Origin of the sequence: Micromonospora parva (assembly GCF_000718515.1) — a bacterium.
Taxonomy (GTDB): Bacteria; Actinomycetota; Actinomycetes; order Mycobacteriales; family Micromonosporaceae; genus Micromonospora; species Micromonospora parva.
In genome coordinates this window covers 96,804-112,720 of record NZ_JNZS01000021.1, presented here as the reverse complement: position 1 = coordinate 112,720, position 15,917 = coordinate 96,804, and the positions used below count along the sequence as shown (strand labels likewise).

Genomic DNA, 15,917 nt, shown 5'->3' with positions numbered 1-15,917 from the left:
ATGACCGCTACCGCCCAGACGCCACTGGTGCCTGACCTGGCCGCGCTGCAACAGCGGGCAGCGCTTCGCGCCGCCGAGCGGGCCGGCGGGCAGGACCGTCTCCGCGGGCACATCGTCTGCGACGGCCTGGTGCGCATCTTCAAGACCGAGGGGGTGGAGGTGGTCGCCCTACAGGGGCTCGACCTGGTCATCGACCGGGGTGAGCTGGTGGCGATCGTCGGTGCCTCCGGTTCGGGCAAGTCGACCCTGCTCAACATCCTCTCCGGCCTGGACACGCCGACCGCCGGTATCGCCCGGGTGGCCGACTACGACCTGCTCTCGCTGTCGGCCAAGCGGCGGCTGAGCTACCGGCGGCAGCTGGTCGGGTTCGTCTGGCAGCAGACCGGCCGCAACCTGCTGCCGTACCTCAACGCGCTGGAGAACGTCGAGCTGCCGATGCAGTTGGCCGGCAGGCGCAGCCGCAGGGCTCGCCGGGAGCGGGCCCGGGAACTGCTCGACCTGGTTGGCGTGGGCTACTGCGCCGACCGGCGGCCGGGGCAGCTCAGCGGCGGCGAGCAGCAGCGGGTCGCGGTGGCGGTGGCGGTGGCCAACGACCCCGAGGTGCTCTTCGCCGACGAGCCGACCGGTGAGCTGGACGAGGCGACCGGCGCGGAGGTCTTCGCGGCGCTGCGCACCATCAACGCGGAACTGGGCGTGACGATCGTGGTCGTCACCCACGACCACGCCGTGGCCACCCAGGTCCGCCGGACCGTCGCGATCCGCGACGGCCGAACCGCCTCCGAGGTACGCCGGACCGCCCGGATCGACGCGGACGGCAACACGGAGTTGGTCAGCGAGGAGTACGCGGTGCTGGACCGCAACGGTCGGATGCAGCTGCCGGCGGCGTTCGTCGACGCGCTCGCGCTGAAGGAGCGGGTCCGGCTCGACCTGGAGCCCGACCATGTGCAGGTACGGCCCGGCGACCGGGCCTCGGAGGATCGGGGGGCGCGGGCATGAGCCAGCGGAACATGGTGGTGACCGGCGCGACCGGCTTCGGCGGCGGGCTGACGACGAACTCCGACGAGGTGGTCCGCGTCAGTGGGGTCAGCCGCACCTTCGGCCGGGGTGAGCACGCCGTGCACGCCGTGCGGGACGTGTCCTTCACTGCCGGGCGAGGCGAGTTGGTGGCCATCCGAGGCCGCTCCGGGGCCGGTAAGACCACGCTGCTGAACCTCATCGGCGGGCTGGACCGACCGGACAGCGGTCAGGTGGTGGTGGCCGGGCACGAGGTGACCTCCGCCGGGGAGGCGGAGCTGCTGCGGCTGCGCCGGGGCACCGTCGGGTTCGTGTTCCAGACCTTCGGGCTGGTGCCGATCCTCTCCGCCGCCGAGAACGTGGGCGTGCCGTTGCGGCTGGCGCAGGTGCCGGCTGCGGAGCGGGAAGAGCGCGTCGCGGTGCTGCTGGAACTGGTCGGCCTGGGCGGGCACGCCGCGCAGCGCCCGTACGAACTCTCGGGCGGGCAGCAGCAGCGGGTCGCGGTGGCCCGCGCCTTGGCCAACGAGCCGGACCTGCTCATCGCCGACGAACCCACCGGTCAGCTCGACTCGGAGACCGGGCGGTCAATCATGGACCTGCTGCGCGCGGTGGTGCACGCCCGCGGCATGACCGCACTGGTGGCCACGCACGATCCGGCCCTGATCGACCTCGCCGACCGGGTTCTCGTCCTGCGCGACGGTCGTCTGGTCGACGGCTGAACGCTGTCGACGGCTGGCGCTGTCGGGCGCTGGCCGCTGTCGGGCGCTGGCCGCTGTCGGGCGCTGGCTGTTGTCGGGGGCTGGCTGTTGTCGGCTTGTCGGGCGGCCGGCGCGACAGGTAGGGCATGGTGGTCGCGCCCACTGTGGAGCTGATGTCGTAGCTGAATCGCGGCGGTGAATCGTTTACGACATCAGCTCCAAAGGGCCCGAGGGAGAAGTGCTGGCCCCCGTCCGGCATCAACGGCGCCCGGCCCGGTCAGGGCTGGTTGTCCTCGGGCTGGTTGCCCCCAGGCTGGATGCCCTCGGGTTGGTTGCCTCCGGGCTGGTTGGTCGGTTGGTGGCGCTCGGGAAGCGCGCCGGCGAGCGGGATCAGGAGGCAGCCCACCAGGGCCAGCACGATGCCGGGGCCCGGCGCGGTCGAGAGCAGCTCGTGGCCGACGAAGGGATCCTCGGCCTCGAAGTACCAGTACACGCCGGTGAGGCTGCCGCAGGCGAGCGCGTTGGCGATGAGCAGTCCGCGGCTGGCCTGCCGCCACACCCGACGAGCGGGACCCTCCGTGGTGGTCAGCGAGAGCACCGCGCTCCCGGCGGCGATCACCGCGAAGGGCAACGCCCAACCGACCAGCCGTGCGCCCGGGACGACCTCGGTCCGGTCGGGGTACACGCTGCGCCATCCGGGCAGCCAGAACGCCGCCACCAGCAGCACCACCCCGACCGCCAGGAGCAGCAGACCTCGCCGACGCCGTGGTGGGCGCTGCTGCGGGCTCCCGGGGCTCCTCGGCTTGCTCATGGCGGCGAACGTAGCCCGTGTGCGGTCAGAGGGCGAGCTTCATGCCCTCGTGGCTGGCCACGAAGCCGAGGCCCAGGTAGAAGCGGTGTGCGTCGGCGCGGGTCTTGTCGGTGGTGAGCTGCACCAGCGCGCAGCCGCGCTGCCGGGCCTGGTCGATCGCCCAGGTCATCAGGTCCCGGCCCAACCCCTGGCCACGTCGGTCGGAGCGGACCCGGACCGACTCGATCAGTGACCGCTCGCTGCCGTGCCGACCCAGACCCGGGATGTAGGTGATCTGCAGGCAGCCGACCAGGTCGCCGCCCTGCTCGGCCACGATCAGCTGGTTGCGCGGGTCGGCGTCGATGGCCGCGAACGCCCGCTCGTACGCCTCGTCGACCTCGGTGAAGTCGCGGGCCTTGCCCAGCACGTCGTCGGCGAGCAGGGCGATGACGGCGGGCAGGTCAGCCCGGACCGCTTCCCGGTAGATCAGATCGGTCATGCCGGGAGCCTGTCACACCGCTCAGCGGGGCGGGCAGCGCAGGCCCTCCCGGGGGACCGTCAGGTCGAGCAGGTAGGCGTCGACCGCATCGGTGATGCAGGACGTCTGCGGGTACGCGGTGTGCCCCTCGCCCTCCCAGGTCAGCACCCGGCCGACGCCCAGCATCGACGCGAGCCGGGGGGTCTGCTCGTACGGTGTCGCCGGGTCGCCGGTGGTGCCGACCACCACGATCGGCGGCGCGCCGTTCGCCTTGCCGGTCGGGTACGGGTCACGCCCGCCCGGCCACTCGACGCAGCTCAACATGCCGACCGCCAACGCCGGCCCGAACAGCGGATACTTCGCGCGCCACTGCGACTGCAACTGTCGGATCTGCTCCCGGCTCGGCTTCTCCGTCTCGTCGGCGCAGTTGATGGCCAGGTTGGCGTCGAACAGGTTCGAGTAGTGCCCGTCGTCCTCCCGGCCGGCGTACGCGTCGGCGAGCCGGAACACGTCCTTCGGGTCGCCCTCGGCCAGCTTGTCGATCGCCTGTGCCAGCTCCTGCCAACCCGACTCGGTGTAGAGCGAGGAGATGACGGCGTAGAACACCCAGCCGGCGGTGGCCTCCCGCCCGTCCGCACCGCGTACCGGGGAGACCTTGGCCTTGTCGATGGCCGAGGTGACGGCCGCGCGGGCGTCCGGAGCGATCGGGCAGCGGCCCGCGTTCGCCGCGCACCAGGTGGTGAAGTTGGTGAAGGCCCGTTCGAAGCCGCGGGCCTGGCTTTCCGAGCCCTCGACCAACCGTTGCTGCGGGTCGACCGCGCCGTCGAGCACCAGCGCCCGCACCCGCTGCGGGTACAGCTGGGCGTACGTGGCGCCGAGCAGGGTGCCGTACGAGTAGCCCAGGTAGGTGAGCTTGTCGTCGCCCACGGCGGCGCGTACCGCGTCCATGTCCCGGGCGGCCTGCTCGGTGCCGTACAGCGGCAACTGGTCGCCGTACCGGTCGCCGCAGCCGCGCCCGATGCGCTGGCTCAGGCCGACGAAGCCGTCGAATGCCGCCTGGCTCGCCGGGTCCGGGTCGTAACCGAAGCTGGCGTCCAGGTCGGCGTCGGAAATGCACTTCACCGGGCTGGACCGGGACACCCCGCGCGGATCGAAGCCGACGATGTCGAAGCGCTCGGTGATCGACGTGGGCAGCCCGCCGAACTGGGGGCCGAAGGACAGGTAGACGGCGGTGTCGACGCCGGACCCGCCCGGACCGCCCGGGTTGACCACCAGCGAGCCCACCCGGTCGCGCTGCTTGGTGGACCGGGCGCGCAGCAGGGCGATCTCGAAGGTCTCCCCGGCGCCCGGGCCGGTGCTCGCCCCGCCGCCGGTGCCCCAGTCACGGGGCACGGCGATGCGGGTGCACTCGTAGCGCATGTTCGGCGCGCTCCGCCCGACCAACTCGTCGGGCACCTCCGGGCACGGCCGCCAGGTGGGTGCGCTGCCGGTCGGGGCAGCCGCGCCCTCCACCTCGGTGCGCGGCGCGAACGCCGGCAGCGTGCAACCGGCGGTGAGCAGCGCGGCGACGCCGAAGGCGACGAGAGTGCGACGGACCCGGCGGCTGGTCGCCATCCGAGGCTGGTCGGCGGTGCGGGTCACGTGGTCCTCCGGGATCGGGTCGACGGCCAGGCTACGCCGGGCCGGTGGCGGCGCGGTCCACGGTGGCCGTCGGATCGCCGCGCAGCACCTGGTCGACGTCGAAGCGGATCGGCCGGTCGAGCTGGTCGTAGCGGCAGGACCGGGGGTCGCGGTCCGGGCGCCACCGGACGAACTGGGCGGTGTGCCGGAAGCGTTCGCCCTCCATCGCGTCGTAGCCCACCTCGACCACCAGCTCCGGGCGCACCGGCTCCCACTCCAGGTTCTTCGTGCCGGTCCACCGGCTCACCCCACCCGGGATGCGTTGGCCGCGCTCGTGGTCGCCGTGCACCCACGGGTGCTCGCCGCCGGTGTCCCGATAGGGCGCCAGCTCGTCGAGCAACTCGGCGCGGCGGGCCATGCTGAACGACGCGCTCACCCCCACGTGGTGCAGGACCCCGGCGTCGTCGTACAGGCCGAGCAGCAGCGAACCGACCACCGGGCCGGACTTGTGCCAGCGGAAGCCGGCCACCACCGCGTCAGCGGTGCGGGCGTGCTTGACCTTGAACATCAAGCGCTTGCCCGGCTCGTACGGCAGGTCGGCCGGCTTGACGATCAGACCGTCCAACCCGGCGCCCTCGAAGACGTCGAACCAGCGCCGGGCGGTGTCCGGATCGGTGGTGACCTGGGTGACGTGCACCGGCGGACGCACCCCGGCCAGCGCCTGGACCAGCCGCTCCCGGCGGCGCGGGTACGGCTGGTCGAGCAGCGCCTCGTCACCGATGGCCAGCAGGTCGAAGGCGACGAAGTCGGCCGGGGTGGTCTCGGCCAGCATCTTCACCCGGGACGCGGCGGGGTGGACGCGCTGGGCCAGCAGCTCGAAATCCAGCCGGGGCTGGCCGCTCGGCCCGTCGCGCCGAATCACGATCAACTCACCGTCGACCGCGCACCGCTGCGGCAACTGCCGGCGGGCCTGCTCGACCACCTCGGGGAAGTAGCGGGTCATCGACTTGCCGCCCCGGCTGGCCAACTCGACCTCGTCGCCGTCGCGGAACACGATGCAGCGGAACCCGTCCCACTTGGGCTCGTAGGTCACCCCTGGCGTGGTGGGCAGCTTGGGAACACTCTTGGCCAGCATCGGCTCGACCGGAGGGTTGATCGGCAGGTCCACGCCGACCAGTCAATCAGACGGTGCCGACAGTCGTGAGGCAGATCACCGTGGGTGCCGGGGCGGCGTGTCCGTCTACGCGTCGCTCGTCCCGACCGGGCGAATCGAATAACCCCAGGTCAGAGCTACTTTCGCGAGGTGTCCGAGTGGGTCTGTGACTGCTGCGGGCGGTGGCGGGTGAGCGTCGAGCTGATCCGGGGCCGCTACCGCTTCCGGCTGACCCGCCGTTACCCGGAGCGGTTCGGCGGTGGCCGCAACGTGCTGGGCGAGGTCGGTTCGGTGCCGGAGCTGGAGGAGCTGCTGCGTCGGCGTACCCCACTCACCCTGGCCGACCTGCACGAGGCCGCCTGACCGCGGGCCGGCCGCCGGCCTCCACTGAGGAGGATCGGGCTGTCACAATGCTCGCGGCGGCCTCGTCCGTACCCGGGGCGGTGCCGAGCGGCGCCGCCGGGGAGGAAACGTGATGCGGTTCGAGGCCGATACCGAGATCGCCGCGGACGCCGAGCAGGTCTGGGCGGTGCTCGTCGACGTGGGGAGCTGGCCCGAGTGGACCGACTCGGTGACCCAGGTCGAGCGGGGGGAACCGGGGCCGCTCGCCGTCGGCGCGACCGCCCGACTGACGCAGCCGAAGCTGCGGCCGGCCCTCTGGCGGGTCACCGAGTTGACCGAGCGGCGGGAGTTCGTGTGGGTTTCCGGCGCGCCGGGTGTGCGGACCACGGGGGAGCACCGGCTGCTGTCGCTGCCCGACGGGCGTACCCGCGTCGAGCTGGCCATCGACCAGTCCGGTCCGCTGGCCGGCCTGATCGGCCGGCTGTACGGCGGGCTGCTCCGCCGTTACCTGCGGATGGAGGCCGACGGGCTCCGGCGTCGCTGCGAGCGGGGCTGACAGTCGGGCTCTCCCGCCGCCGCATCGGTGGGTGCAGGCTGGGCCGTACCGTGTCGGCTCTGCGCCGGCCGGTGAGCGCGTCCGCCCCCAACGGGTCAGTAGCCGGCGAACGAGCGGATCGGGGCCCGAGGGCCGTACTTCGGCGCCCGGATGCCGGCGGCCTCCAGCAGCAGACACACCCGGCCCCGGTGACCTCGGAACGGCTCCAGCAGGGCCAACATCCGGGCGTCGTCGCCCCGCGGTTCGCCGGCCAGCGCCCAGGCCACCGTGTTCGGGATGTGGTAGTCGCCGACGCTGACCGCGTCCGGGTCCCCGTAGGCGATCCGGACCACCTCGGCGGCCGTCCACGGCCCGATGCCGGGGATCGCGGTGAGCCGACGGGTGGCGTCGGTGGCGTCGGTGCTGCGCTCCAGGCGGTCGGCGAGCGCCGCGGCGCGACGAAGCGTGTCGGCCCGACGCTGTTCCACCCCGAACGGGTGGAACACCCAGTACGGGGTGGCGGCCACCGCGGCGGCCTCGGGCGGTAGGAGCAGCGGCTGCAGCGGCCCGGGAGCCGGTTCCCGGAAGTGCCGCACCATCGCCGCGTACGCCCGGTAGGCCTCCTTGCCGGTGACCTTCTGTTCGAAGACCGCGCGCAGCAGCCGGGGGAAGACCTGCCCGGTGGCGGGCATCCGGAGCCCTCGGTGCTCCCGGGCCAGCCGGGCGACCAGCGGGTGCGCCGAGGCCAGCTCGGTGAAGCCGGTCAGGTCGTCACGCAGCCCCGCGATCGCGTCGGCGCGGGCGAGGACGTGCTCGGCCCCCGGCCCGTACCCCTCGGCGAGCAGCTCCCCGCCGGCCGGTCGCAGCGCGAGCGTGGCCGGACCGTCCGGGGTACGGGTCGCCCACCAGAAGGTGCCGGCCGCCACCCGGGCGCACGGGTCGTACGGGCTGAAGGTGAGCGCGCGGACCGAAGCGGCCAGCCGGTAGCCGACCGGTGGGTGCAGCACCCTCGTCGCGGCGGGTCCGGTCTCGGTCACCCCGCTACTCTGCCAGGTCACGGCAGCGGCCGGCGATCGGCCGTACCGGTCGCACGCGGAGTTGAGCAGCTTCGCGAGGGTACGTTCGGTCGACCGACCCGGTGTCATTGAACCACCCGAATGGCCAGGATTATCTTCTCGAATACCCCCATACCGCCCTTATGCCATTTTTGCCTGTAGGCCAGGTATCGATCATGTGGTTATTTGATGGCCTGCAGGTAACATGCACTGCCCCGGGCCACCTGCGGCGGCCAACGTCGTCCCTCACGGGAGAACGCGGTCCGGCCCGGAGATCGGTGTCCGCCGCCAGCCGCCGCCAGGCGACGCGCGGTTGACGCCAGATCGCCACGCGGTGCCAACGGGGGATCTGTGGAAAGGCATGCAGTGATGGCCGCACGGGTGTGTGTCGAATCATCGCGAGTGGGACGTCGCCCCGCCAACCGTACGCAGGGCTGAACGGTGCCCGCTGACGAGGCGGCCGTAGCGAACGGACGGCCCAGCGCATGATCGCCCTGAAGATCTACCGACTCCTGCCGTCACCGGCCCGGCGGCGACTGCTGGGCATGCTGCCCGCGCACCGGCGGATGGGCCTGGTGCAGACGCTCTCCCGCCCGCGCGGCGGCGACACGGTGCATCCCCTCGGCGCCCGGGTGGCAGTGACCGACGGTGGCGTTCGCACCCGGGCCGAGGTCGTCGCCACGGCGACCCCGTTGCAGCAGTGGCACCGCAACCTCACGGCCGTCACCACCGCGCTGCACGCGGCCGGCATCGAATACCACTGCATCCGTAACGACGACCACCTGCGCAGCACCGTCGCGGTCCTGGACGACCACCGGCCGGCGGTCCAACGCCTGATCCGCTCCGCCCCCGCACTGGCCGGCGCGGACGTCCGGGTGGTGCAGGTCCAGCCCCGTCGGGACCAACCGGACGCCACCCCGACCGAGGTGATCCAGGTCTGCTTCCCGGTGACCGACACCCGCGCCGGTGTGGTCCTCGGCGCGCAGTTCGCCTGCGAGATCGAGTTCTGGAGCCGGCACGGGGACATGGTCCGCGCGCCGCGGCGCAACGGGGTCGTCGACGAGGCACCCGCCCGGGCTCAGCCGGTCCGGGTGGCGGCGGCGCTGATGAGCCACTTCGTGCCCGAGGCCGACGACCACACCTACGGCACCCGCCGGGACCTGGCCGTTCGAGCGCCGGACCGGATCGGCTTCCCGATCGACGCCGTCTACACCTGGGTGGACGGCTCCGACCCGCAGTGGCTGAAGCGGAAGTCGCTGGCGCTCGGCGCCCCCGAAGGCCCGCTGCACGCGGTCGCCGCGAACTCCTCGCGCTATCACAACCGCGACGAGCTGCGGTATTCGCTGCGGTCGCTGCACAGCTTCGCGCCCTGGCTGCGGCGGATCTTCCTGATCACCGACAGTCAACTGCCGAGCTGGCTCGACCCGAGCCACCCGATGATCACGGTCATCTCGCACGCCGAACTCTTCGCCGACCTCGGCGGCCGGTCGTCGTACAACTCGCACGCCATCGAGTCCCGGCTGCACCGCATCGACGGCCTGTCCGAACACTTCCTCTACCTCAACGACGACGTGTTCCTCGGTCGCCCGCTGCTGCCCAACCACTTCTTCCACGCCAACGGGATCGCGAAGTTCTTCCCCTCACCGGCCCAGTTCGGCCTGGGCGAGGCGAAGCCGGAGGACCCGCCGGTGAAGGCCGCCGGGAAGAACAACCGCCGGCACATCCAGCGGCAGTTCGGCGTGACCATCACGCAGAAGATGAAGCACACCCCGTTCGCGCTGCGCCGCAGCATCATGCAGCAGATCGAGGGCACGCTGCCGGACGAGGTGATGGCCACCGCCCGGCACCGGTTCCGGCACCACGGCGACCTGTCCATCCCGTCGTCGCTGCACCAGTACTGGGCGTTTTTGACCGCGCAGGCCGTCCCCGGCGACATCGAGTACGAGTACGCCGACCTGGGCCACCCCTCGACCCCCGCCCGACTGGCCGAGCTGCTGGCCCGCCGCAACCGCGACGTGTTCTGCCTCAACGACACCGACTCCGACCCTCGGACGTTCGCCGAGCAGGAGCGGATGCTGGCCGACTTCCTGCCGCGCTACCTGCCCTTCCCCGCCCCGTTCGAGCTGCCGGACGACGTGGTGGCGGAGCGGCGGAGCGTGGGCGCCGGGGAGCTGTACCGGCGCTCGTACCGCTCGGTGCAGGACGCCCGTCGGGGCGCCCCGATCGACGCTCCCACCATGCCCAACAACATGCTCAACACGGTCACCGACTTCAAGGCGGTTCCAGACCGGAGGAACCGGCCCTACCGAGGACCCGACCCCGTTGGGGAACGCCGTGACGTCTGATCGCCAGCTCAGCGGCAGCCCACGGTCCATGGCGATCGTGGCCCATCAGGACGACGACCTCTATTTCATGAACCCGCTGCTCGTCAACCAGCTGCGCCACAGCCAGCTGCACGTGACCGTCTGCCTGACCGCCGGTGAGGCGGACGGACGTAACGCTCCGGCCGGGTCCGAGGCACATGCCGCGCTGCCGGTGAACTTCGAGGGCTTCGCCGCCGCCCGATTCAACGGGCTCCGGCGCGCGTACGGGGAGATGGTTCTCGGCGATCGGGACGCCAAGTGGCGCCGGGATGCGGTCACCGTGGGTCCGGGCATCGAGGCGGATCTCTCGACACTTGTCGACGCGCCACAGATCCGGCTGGTGTCTCTCAACCTCTGGTGCACGCCGCCCCCCAGCTCGCCAAGCGAGGCTGGCCCACTGCAGCGCCTGTGGACCGGCGAAGCAACCGTCACACCGACCATGGTGCCGCTCGGTTCGCCGGTCTCCGGGAGCTTCGTCTACTCCCGGGAGAGCCTGATCGGAGCGCTGCTGCACCTCCTGCGCGAGGTCGAGCCGACGTTGCTGTGGACGATGGACCCGGACCCGGACCGTCAACTGCACGACAGGGCGAACCCGCAGCACGCCGACACCGGTGACTACTCCGACCACATTGCCCACACCGTCACTGGACTGTTCGCACACGAGGCGGCCCAACGGTGGTTCGCCGAAGGGGGTGGCAAAGCCACGTCCGTCGAGGCGTTCCGCGGCTACTACGTCCGGCGGTGGCCGTCCAACCTCAGTCCCGAGGCGCGGGCAGTCAAACAGCGGTACAAGGACATCTACGGCTGGGCGGACGGTCTGCCCGCCGACGGTCCAGTGGGCCGCGGTGACCGCAAGGTCGGGGGCGACGCGATCGGGGGTGGGAACGCGTCAGGCACCACCTTGCGCTATCCCGGCTCGCAGGCATGGTCCGCGCCGGGCCCGAACGGCAGGTTGTCAGCCTTCGCGGTACGCGGCGGCCAGGTGGTCCACTGGCAGCAGACCGACACCGGTGCGTTCTCCCCAGGACGGGAGCTCGCCGGCGCCGGGTTCCTGCCGCACGTCGTCGGGCTGGCCGCCGCGGACGGTGGCTGGCGGCTGTTCACGGTGCGGCAGAAGATCACGGCTGAGCCCGATCGACACGTTCGTGACATCTGCACGACCGTGCTGCCGGCGGCCCCGGGTGACACGGACGTCCGCTGGGAGTCGCTCGGCAACCCCGCCGGGCTCGACGATCCGTCGAAGCGTCGGCACCTCGGCATGCCGCACGCCGTCCCGCTGCCCGGCGGTGGCGTGCTGCTGCTCGTCCGCAACGCCGACAAGGGACTGAGTTGTCGGTTGCACGACGGGACGTCCTGGACGCGGTGGCAGGATCTCGGCGGCCGGGACGTCCAGGACGGCCTGACCGCGGTCGCGCTCGACGGCCACATCGTGGAGGTCTTCGCCGCGGCGCGTACCGGGACCGCACGTTGGCTGGTCTCCGTACCGGAACTCACGGCCGAGTACGCCGTGCTGGAGACGGAGGCACCGGCGGGGCCCCCCGCCGTGACGCGGCTGCCTGACGGCGAGCGGCTGCTGCTGTTCCGACGACGGGACTCGGCGTCGTTGTTGTCGTACCGCACCCGGGGGGCCGGTCGGGAGTGGGACCTGTCGACGGCGGCCGACCTCGGCGGACACGGTGGTCCCGGCCCGCTGAGCGTCCGGTACGTTTCCCGGGCGGGCGCGGTCCTGCTCGCGGTCCGCGACGACGCTTCCGGTTCCAGCGTCGCCTGGTTGGACCCGGACGGGTCGACGCCCTGCCGATGGTTTCGTGAGGCGACGCCGATCACCGGTGGGCACGCGGTGCAGGTTGACGGCAGCGGCCGCCCCGTCGTCCTGGCCGTGTCGACAGCGGGTGGCCTACGCGTCTCGCGACCGCAACGATTCGGATCGTCAGTGACATCGATGAAGGAAGTGCCGTGAACAACACGCCGGTGGCACCGCAGCGCGCGGTCGTACCATCCCGGGCCGTCAACGTGGCCGGGTCCGTGCCGGCGGGCGGCGCTGGGCATGGCCCGGGCGAGCTGCGTGAGGTCCTGGTCGACGGTGGACGTCGTACCGCGCACGTGCATGCCGACCTGACTCCGATCCTGGGGCGTCAGCTGAACGTCGACGCGGTGAGCGGCGCGCTGGAGGCGCACGGGGTGGACTACTTCCTCGTGCGCGGCATGGACGACCGGACGCCGGTCATCGGCGTGAGTGAGGTCGACCGGTTGGCCGCACTTGGCGCACTGGAGAAGCTCGGCGGGGCGGAGACCTGCTATGTGAGCCAGGTACTGCCCCGGCCGCCGATCGTCGGCGGGCTCACCGACGCGTCGGAGGCGCCGGCCTGGACCGAGCTGTACGCCGCGCAGGCGATCAAGCTGACCTGGTTCCGCGCGGACCCGAGCCTGAAGCTGATCCTGGGCCCGGCGTACGGCTGCGACATCGAGTTCTGGAAGCCCGACCGGAAGGCCGGACTGCTCCGCTCGCCCCGGCCCAACCGGATGATGCGGGCGGTGGCACTGGACGGCACGCCGGTACAGGTGGGCGAGCACCGGCTGAGCCGCCTCGCGTCCCCGGTGAAGTGGCACCCGCCCCGCCGTAGCCGCCCCGAGTTCGACCACCTGCTCCCGGACGACATCGACTTCCCGATCGACGTTGTCTACACCTGGGTCGACGGCGCGGATCCAGAGTGGCAGCAGCGCCGCGCGGGCGTCCGTGGCGAGTCGTTGCACGCTGAGGCGGCGAGTGAGTCCCGGTACATCAACCGGGACGAGCTGAAGTTCTCGTTGCGGTCTCTGCATCTGAACGCGCCGTGGGTTCGCAACATCTACATCGTGACCGACCACCAACGGCCCGCCTGGCTCGACCTGAGCGCTGGCAACATCTTCCTGGTCAACCACGAGGAGATCTTTGCGGCCCCGGACGCGCTGCCGACCTTCAACTCTTGCGCTATCGAAAGTCAGTTGCATCGCATCGACGGCCTCGCCGAGCATTTCCTGTACCTCAACGACGACATGTTCTTCGGTCGCCCGCTGGCGCCGCAGACGTTCTTTCTGGCCAACGGCAACACCAAGTTCTTCCTGTCCCAGAACCGAATTCCGCTCGGCGAGATCAGCGAGTTGGACTCCCCGGTGGACGCGATGATCAAGAACAACCGGGCACTGATCGAGAAGCGGTTCGGCCGTACCCTCACCCAGGGCAGCCAGCACGTGCCCTATCCGCTGCGGCGCAGCATCCTCGCGGAGATCGAGCGGGAGTTCCCGGCCGAGCACGAGGCCACCATGCGCAGTCGATTCCGCAGTGCCAACGACCTGACCATCACATACTCACTGCACCACTACTACGCGTTCCTGACCGGCCGCGCGCTGCCCGGTCGGGTCAACTACGGCTACGTCCAGCTCGCGGTACCCGACCTGGAGGCACGGCTGCGCCGGGCGGAGGCACGGCGGGACTGGGACACCTTCTGCATCAACGACGCCTACTCGACCTTCGCCCAGTTGCAGCACCAGATGACCATCCTCGAACCGTTCATGGAGGCGTACTTCCCGGTCCCCAGCCCCTACGAACTGAGGACCATCGGGTGAAGTTCGCCTTCCTGATCCACAACATGTACGGCGTGGGCGGCACCAACCGCGCCGTACTCAACCTGGCGACCGCCCTGGTGGGCCAAGGTCACGACGTCGAGATCGCCTCCGTGTTCCGCCGTACCGACCAGCCGATGTTCGACATCGATGACCGGATCGCGCTGGTGGCTCTCGTCGACACCCGGCCGCGACGTCCCGACCGGGCCGATCCCCAGCTTCGGGAGCCGTCCCTGCTGGTGCCGAAGAGCGAGGAGTTCCACACCCAGTACAGCCGGCTCACCGACGAACGGATGATCGGCTATCTGCGCTCGACCTTGGCTGACGTGGTCGTGGGAACCCGGCCGGGCATCAACCTGGTGGTGGCGCGGCACGGCCCCGACCACGCGGTCCTTGTGGCGCAGGAGCACATGACACAGGACCTGATCGATGACGCGTTGAAGGAGGAGATCCGGCTCTCGTACGACCGGATCGATCTGGCCTTCACGGTGACCGAGGCTGACGCCGCCGCGTTCCGTTCCGGCAATCCGGTACCCCACACTCGCGTCGAGGCGCTGCCGAACAGCGTTCCCCAGCCCACGGTCCCGCCCACCGACGGGTCCAACCGGATCGTGGTCACCGCCGGGCGGCTCGACCCGATCAAGCGGTACGACCGGCTCATCGCCGCCTTCGCGAGGATCGCCGGCGACCACCCGGACTGGAAGTTGCGGATCTACGGCGACGGCCCGCAGCGTCCCGCGCTGACCGCACAGATCCGTGAGTTGGGCCTGTCCGACCAGGTCCAACTGATGGGCCGGCGCGAGGACATGTCCACGGAGTGGGTCAAGGGCTCCATCGCCGCAGTCTCCTCAGAACGCGAGTCGTTCGGCATGACGATCGTGGAGGCGATGCGGCTCGGCCTTCCCGTTGTCAGTACCGACTGCCCGGTAGGCCCCCGGGAGATCATCCAGCACGGCGTCGACGGCCTGCTGGTCCCGATGGACGACATCAACGCCTACGCCTCCGCGCTGCGGACGCTGATGAGCGACGACGACCTCCGGGCCAGGCTGGCCAAGCTGGCGCTGGTGAACGCGGCGCGGTTCGATCCGGACACGCTGGCGGAGTCCTTCGCCCAGCAGTGCGCCGCCGTGCTGGCTGAGCGAGGCCCGGCAACCGGGCGGCCGTCGCGGGTCACCCGGTCGGCCAAGGGACCGAGAACCGGCCGTTCGGTGTTGGCTCGTGGCGGTGAGGTGGTCCGGGAACCTGGTCTGGCGCGGCTGTTGGGCGACCCGCTGCTGCGCGGGATCGCCGGCAGCGACCTGGCTCGCCGGGCGAGCATGGGTGCTCTGGTCCGCCTTTCCCGCATCCGGCAGGCTCGGGCCACCTCCGCCCGGTTGCAGAAGGCGATCCGTCGGCGGGCTGCCGCGCCGGGCGCTGGGCCGAAGGTGAACTGCCAGGTGTTGCCGGACCACGGTCTCAGCCTGCATGTCAACGCGTCCGGGCTCGCGGCGGGTGCGCACCTGCTCCTGCGCGACCGCGACAGCGGGCAGAAGGTGCGGATGCCACTGGAACCACAGGACGACGGGATCTACCAGTCGGTGGTGCTGCCCGCCGACGCGCTGCCGGAGGGCCGCTGGAACGCGTACGTGCAGCCGGTAACGGGGGCGCGCCAGCGACTGACGCCCGACCGGATCGACACGCGGGTACTCGCCGGCGGTTACCAACCGGTGGATGGTCCTGGCGGTGCAAACCCGATCCGTGCGCACCTGCCGTACCGAACGGCGGACGGCTTTCTGGCCGTACGCAGTTGGGTGCGGGAGGAGCACGCGGAGGTGCGGCGGATCGCGCTCAGCGGCGAGCGGGTGTCGATCGAGGCCGTCTGGTGCGGTTCGGGCACCCCCGACCGGGCCGTGCTGCACCGACGCGGCCACCGCGAGGGCATGGTCTCCGTGCCGGTTCTGCGGACCCGTGGCGGTCATCTGCGCATCGACGTGGCCGTGGACGAACTGGCCGCACACCGACTGGGCCGTTACGAGGACTGGGATCTCTGGCTACGGCGAGCCGACACGGATCGGGAGGTCCGCTTGGGTCTGCTCGTCGACGACGTGGTCGACAAGAAGCTCGTCTACAACTATCCGGAGATATACCTGGTGGACGACCCAGGACTGGAACTCGTCGAGGAGGACCCGGCGCCACTGCTGCGGGTCCGGCCGTACTACACCCGCGACAGCGAACTGTCGATCGTCGTCGTTGACCGTCCGTGAACCCGGACACAGGAAAGGGACAA

Annotated in this window: 13 protein-coding genes; 8 read left to right on the top strand and 5 right to left on the bottom strand. The window is 71.3% G+C overall.

The annotated features are described in order from the left end of the window. Both IF22_RS0125450 and IF22_RS0125445 read left to right on the top strand, forming a co-directional pair. On the top strand, positions 1-996 hold the full coding sequence (locus IF22_RS0125450) for an ABC transporter ATP-binding protein (protein WP_030336210.1): 996 nt from the start codon (positions 1-3) through the stop codon (positions 994-996). Positions 997-1,007: 11 nt separating this feature from the next. After that, positions 1,008-1,733 carry an ABC transporter ATP-binding protein gene (locus IF22_RS0125445; RefSeq protein WP_051708782.1) on the top strand — a complete coding sequence of 242 codons (726 nt, stop codon included), beginning with the start codon at positions 1,008-1,010 and terminating at the stop codon, positions 1,731-1,733. A 256-nt stretch (positions 1,734-1,989) separates the two neighbouring features. Here the strand turns inward: IF22_RS0125445 and IF22_RS0125440 are convergent, their stop codons facing one another. The 4 genes from IF22_RS0125440 to IF22_RS0125425 are packed head-to-tail and all read right to left on the bottom strand — an operon-like array spanning position 1,990 to position 5,768. After that, positions 1,990-2,523: a hypothetical protein gene (locus tag IF22_RS0125440; protein ID WP_156057867.1), complete on the bottom strand. Its 534-nt coding sequence runs from the start codon at positions 2,521-2,523 to the stop codon at positions 1,990-1,992. A 25-nt stretch (positions 2,524-2,548) separates the two neighbouring features. Then, positions 2,549-3,001 (bottom strand): GNAT family N-acetyltransferase, encoded by a 453-nt coding sequence (locus IF22_RS0125435; protein WP_030336204.1) that lies wholly within the window; start codon positions 2,999-3,001, stop codon positions 2,549-2,551. 21 nt (positions 3,002-3,022) lie between these two features. Beyond that, positions 3,023-4,594: an alpha/beta hydrolase gene (locus IF22_RS0125430; protein WP_051708781.1), complete on the bottom strand. Its 1,572-nt coding sequence runs from the start codon at positions 4,592-4,594 to the stop codon at positions 3,023-3,025. Positions 4,595-4,652: 58 nt separating this feature from the next. Next, a complete protein-coding gene (locus IF22_RS0125425; protein ID WP_030336202.1) occupies positions 4,653-5,768 on the bottom strand; it encodes an ATP-dependent DNA ligase in 1,116 nt (371 codons plus the stop codon). Between the two features lie 135 nt (positions 5,769-5,903). On the opposite strand from IF22_RS0125425, the gene IF22_RS0125420 reads away from it, so the two are divergent. Together IF22_RS0125420 and IF22_RS0125415 are read left to right on the top strand one after the other, a co-directional pair. Then, positions 5,904-6,116, top strand: coding sequence for a hypothetical protein (locus IF22_RS0125420; protein ID WP_030336201.1), 213 nt, complete (start codon positions 5,904-5,906; stop codon positions 6,114-6,116). 112 nt (positions 6,117-6,228) lie between these two features. After that, positions 6,229-6,651 (top strand): SRPBCC family protein, encoded by a 423-nt coding sequence (locus IF22_RS0125415; RefSeq protein ID WP_030336200.1) that lies wholly within the window; start codon positions 6,229-6,231, stop codon positions 6,649-6,651. 95 nt (positions 6,652-6,746) lie between these two features. On the opposite strand, the gene IF22_RS0125410 is transcribed toward IF22_RS0125415, so the two are convergent. Beyond that, complete coding sequence (locus IF22_RS0125410) at positions 6,747-7,667, bottom strand: DNA-3-methyladenine glycosylase family protein (RefSeq protein ID WP_030336199.1); 921 nt, start codon at positions 7,665-7,667, stop codon at positions 6,747-6,749. Between the two features lie 503 nt (positions 7,668-8,170). Here IF22_RS0125410 and IF22_RS0125405 point away from each other — a divergent pair. From IF22_RS0125405 to IF22_RS0125390, 4 genes are read left to right on the top strand one after another with little or no spacing between them, the layout of a single operon-like run. Then, positions 8,171-10,030 carry a stealth family protein gene (locus IF22_RS0125405; protein ID WP_156057864.1) on the top strand — a complete coding sequence of 620 codons (1,860 nt, stop codon included), beginning with the start codon at positions 8,171-8,173 and terminating at the stop codon, positions 10,028-10,030. Continuing rightward, positions 10,020-12,008 (top strand): PIG-L family deacetylase, encoded by a 1,989-nt coding sequence (locus tag IF22_RS0125400; protein WP_156057861.1) that lies wholly within the window; start codon positions 10,020-10,022, stop codon positions 12,006-12,008. Before IF22_RS0125405 ends, IF22_RS0125400 begins: the two co-directional genes overlap by 11 nt. Then, complete coding sequence (locus IF22_RS0125395; protein ID WP_209444602.1) at positions 12,005-13,654, top strand: stealth family protein; 1,650 nt, start codon at positions 12,005-12,007, stop codon at positions 13,652-13,654. The genes IF22_RS0125400 and IF22_RS0125395 overlap by 4 nt, the downstream gene beginning before the upstream one ends. Then, positions 13,651-15,894: a glycosyltransferase family 4 protein gene (locus IF22_RS0125390; RefSeq protein WP_030336190.1), complete on the top strand. Its 2,244-nt coding sequence runs from the start codon at positions 13,651-13,653 to the stop codon at positions 15,892-15,894. The genes IF22_RS0125395 and IF22_RS0125390 overlap by 4 nt, the downstream gene beginning before the upstream one ends. Positions 15,895-15,917: the final 23 nt, after the last annotated feature.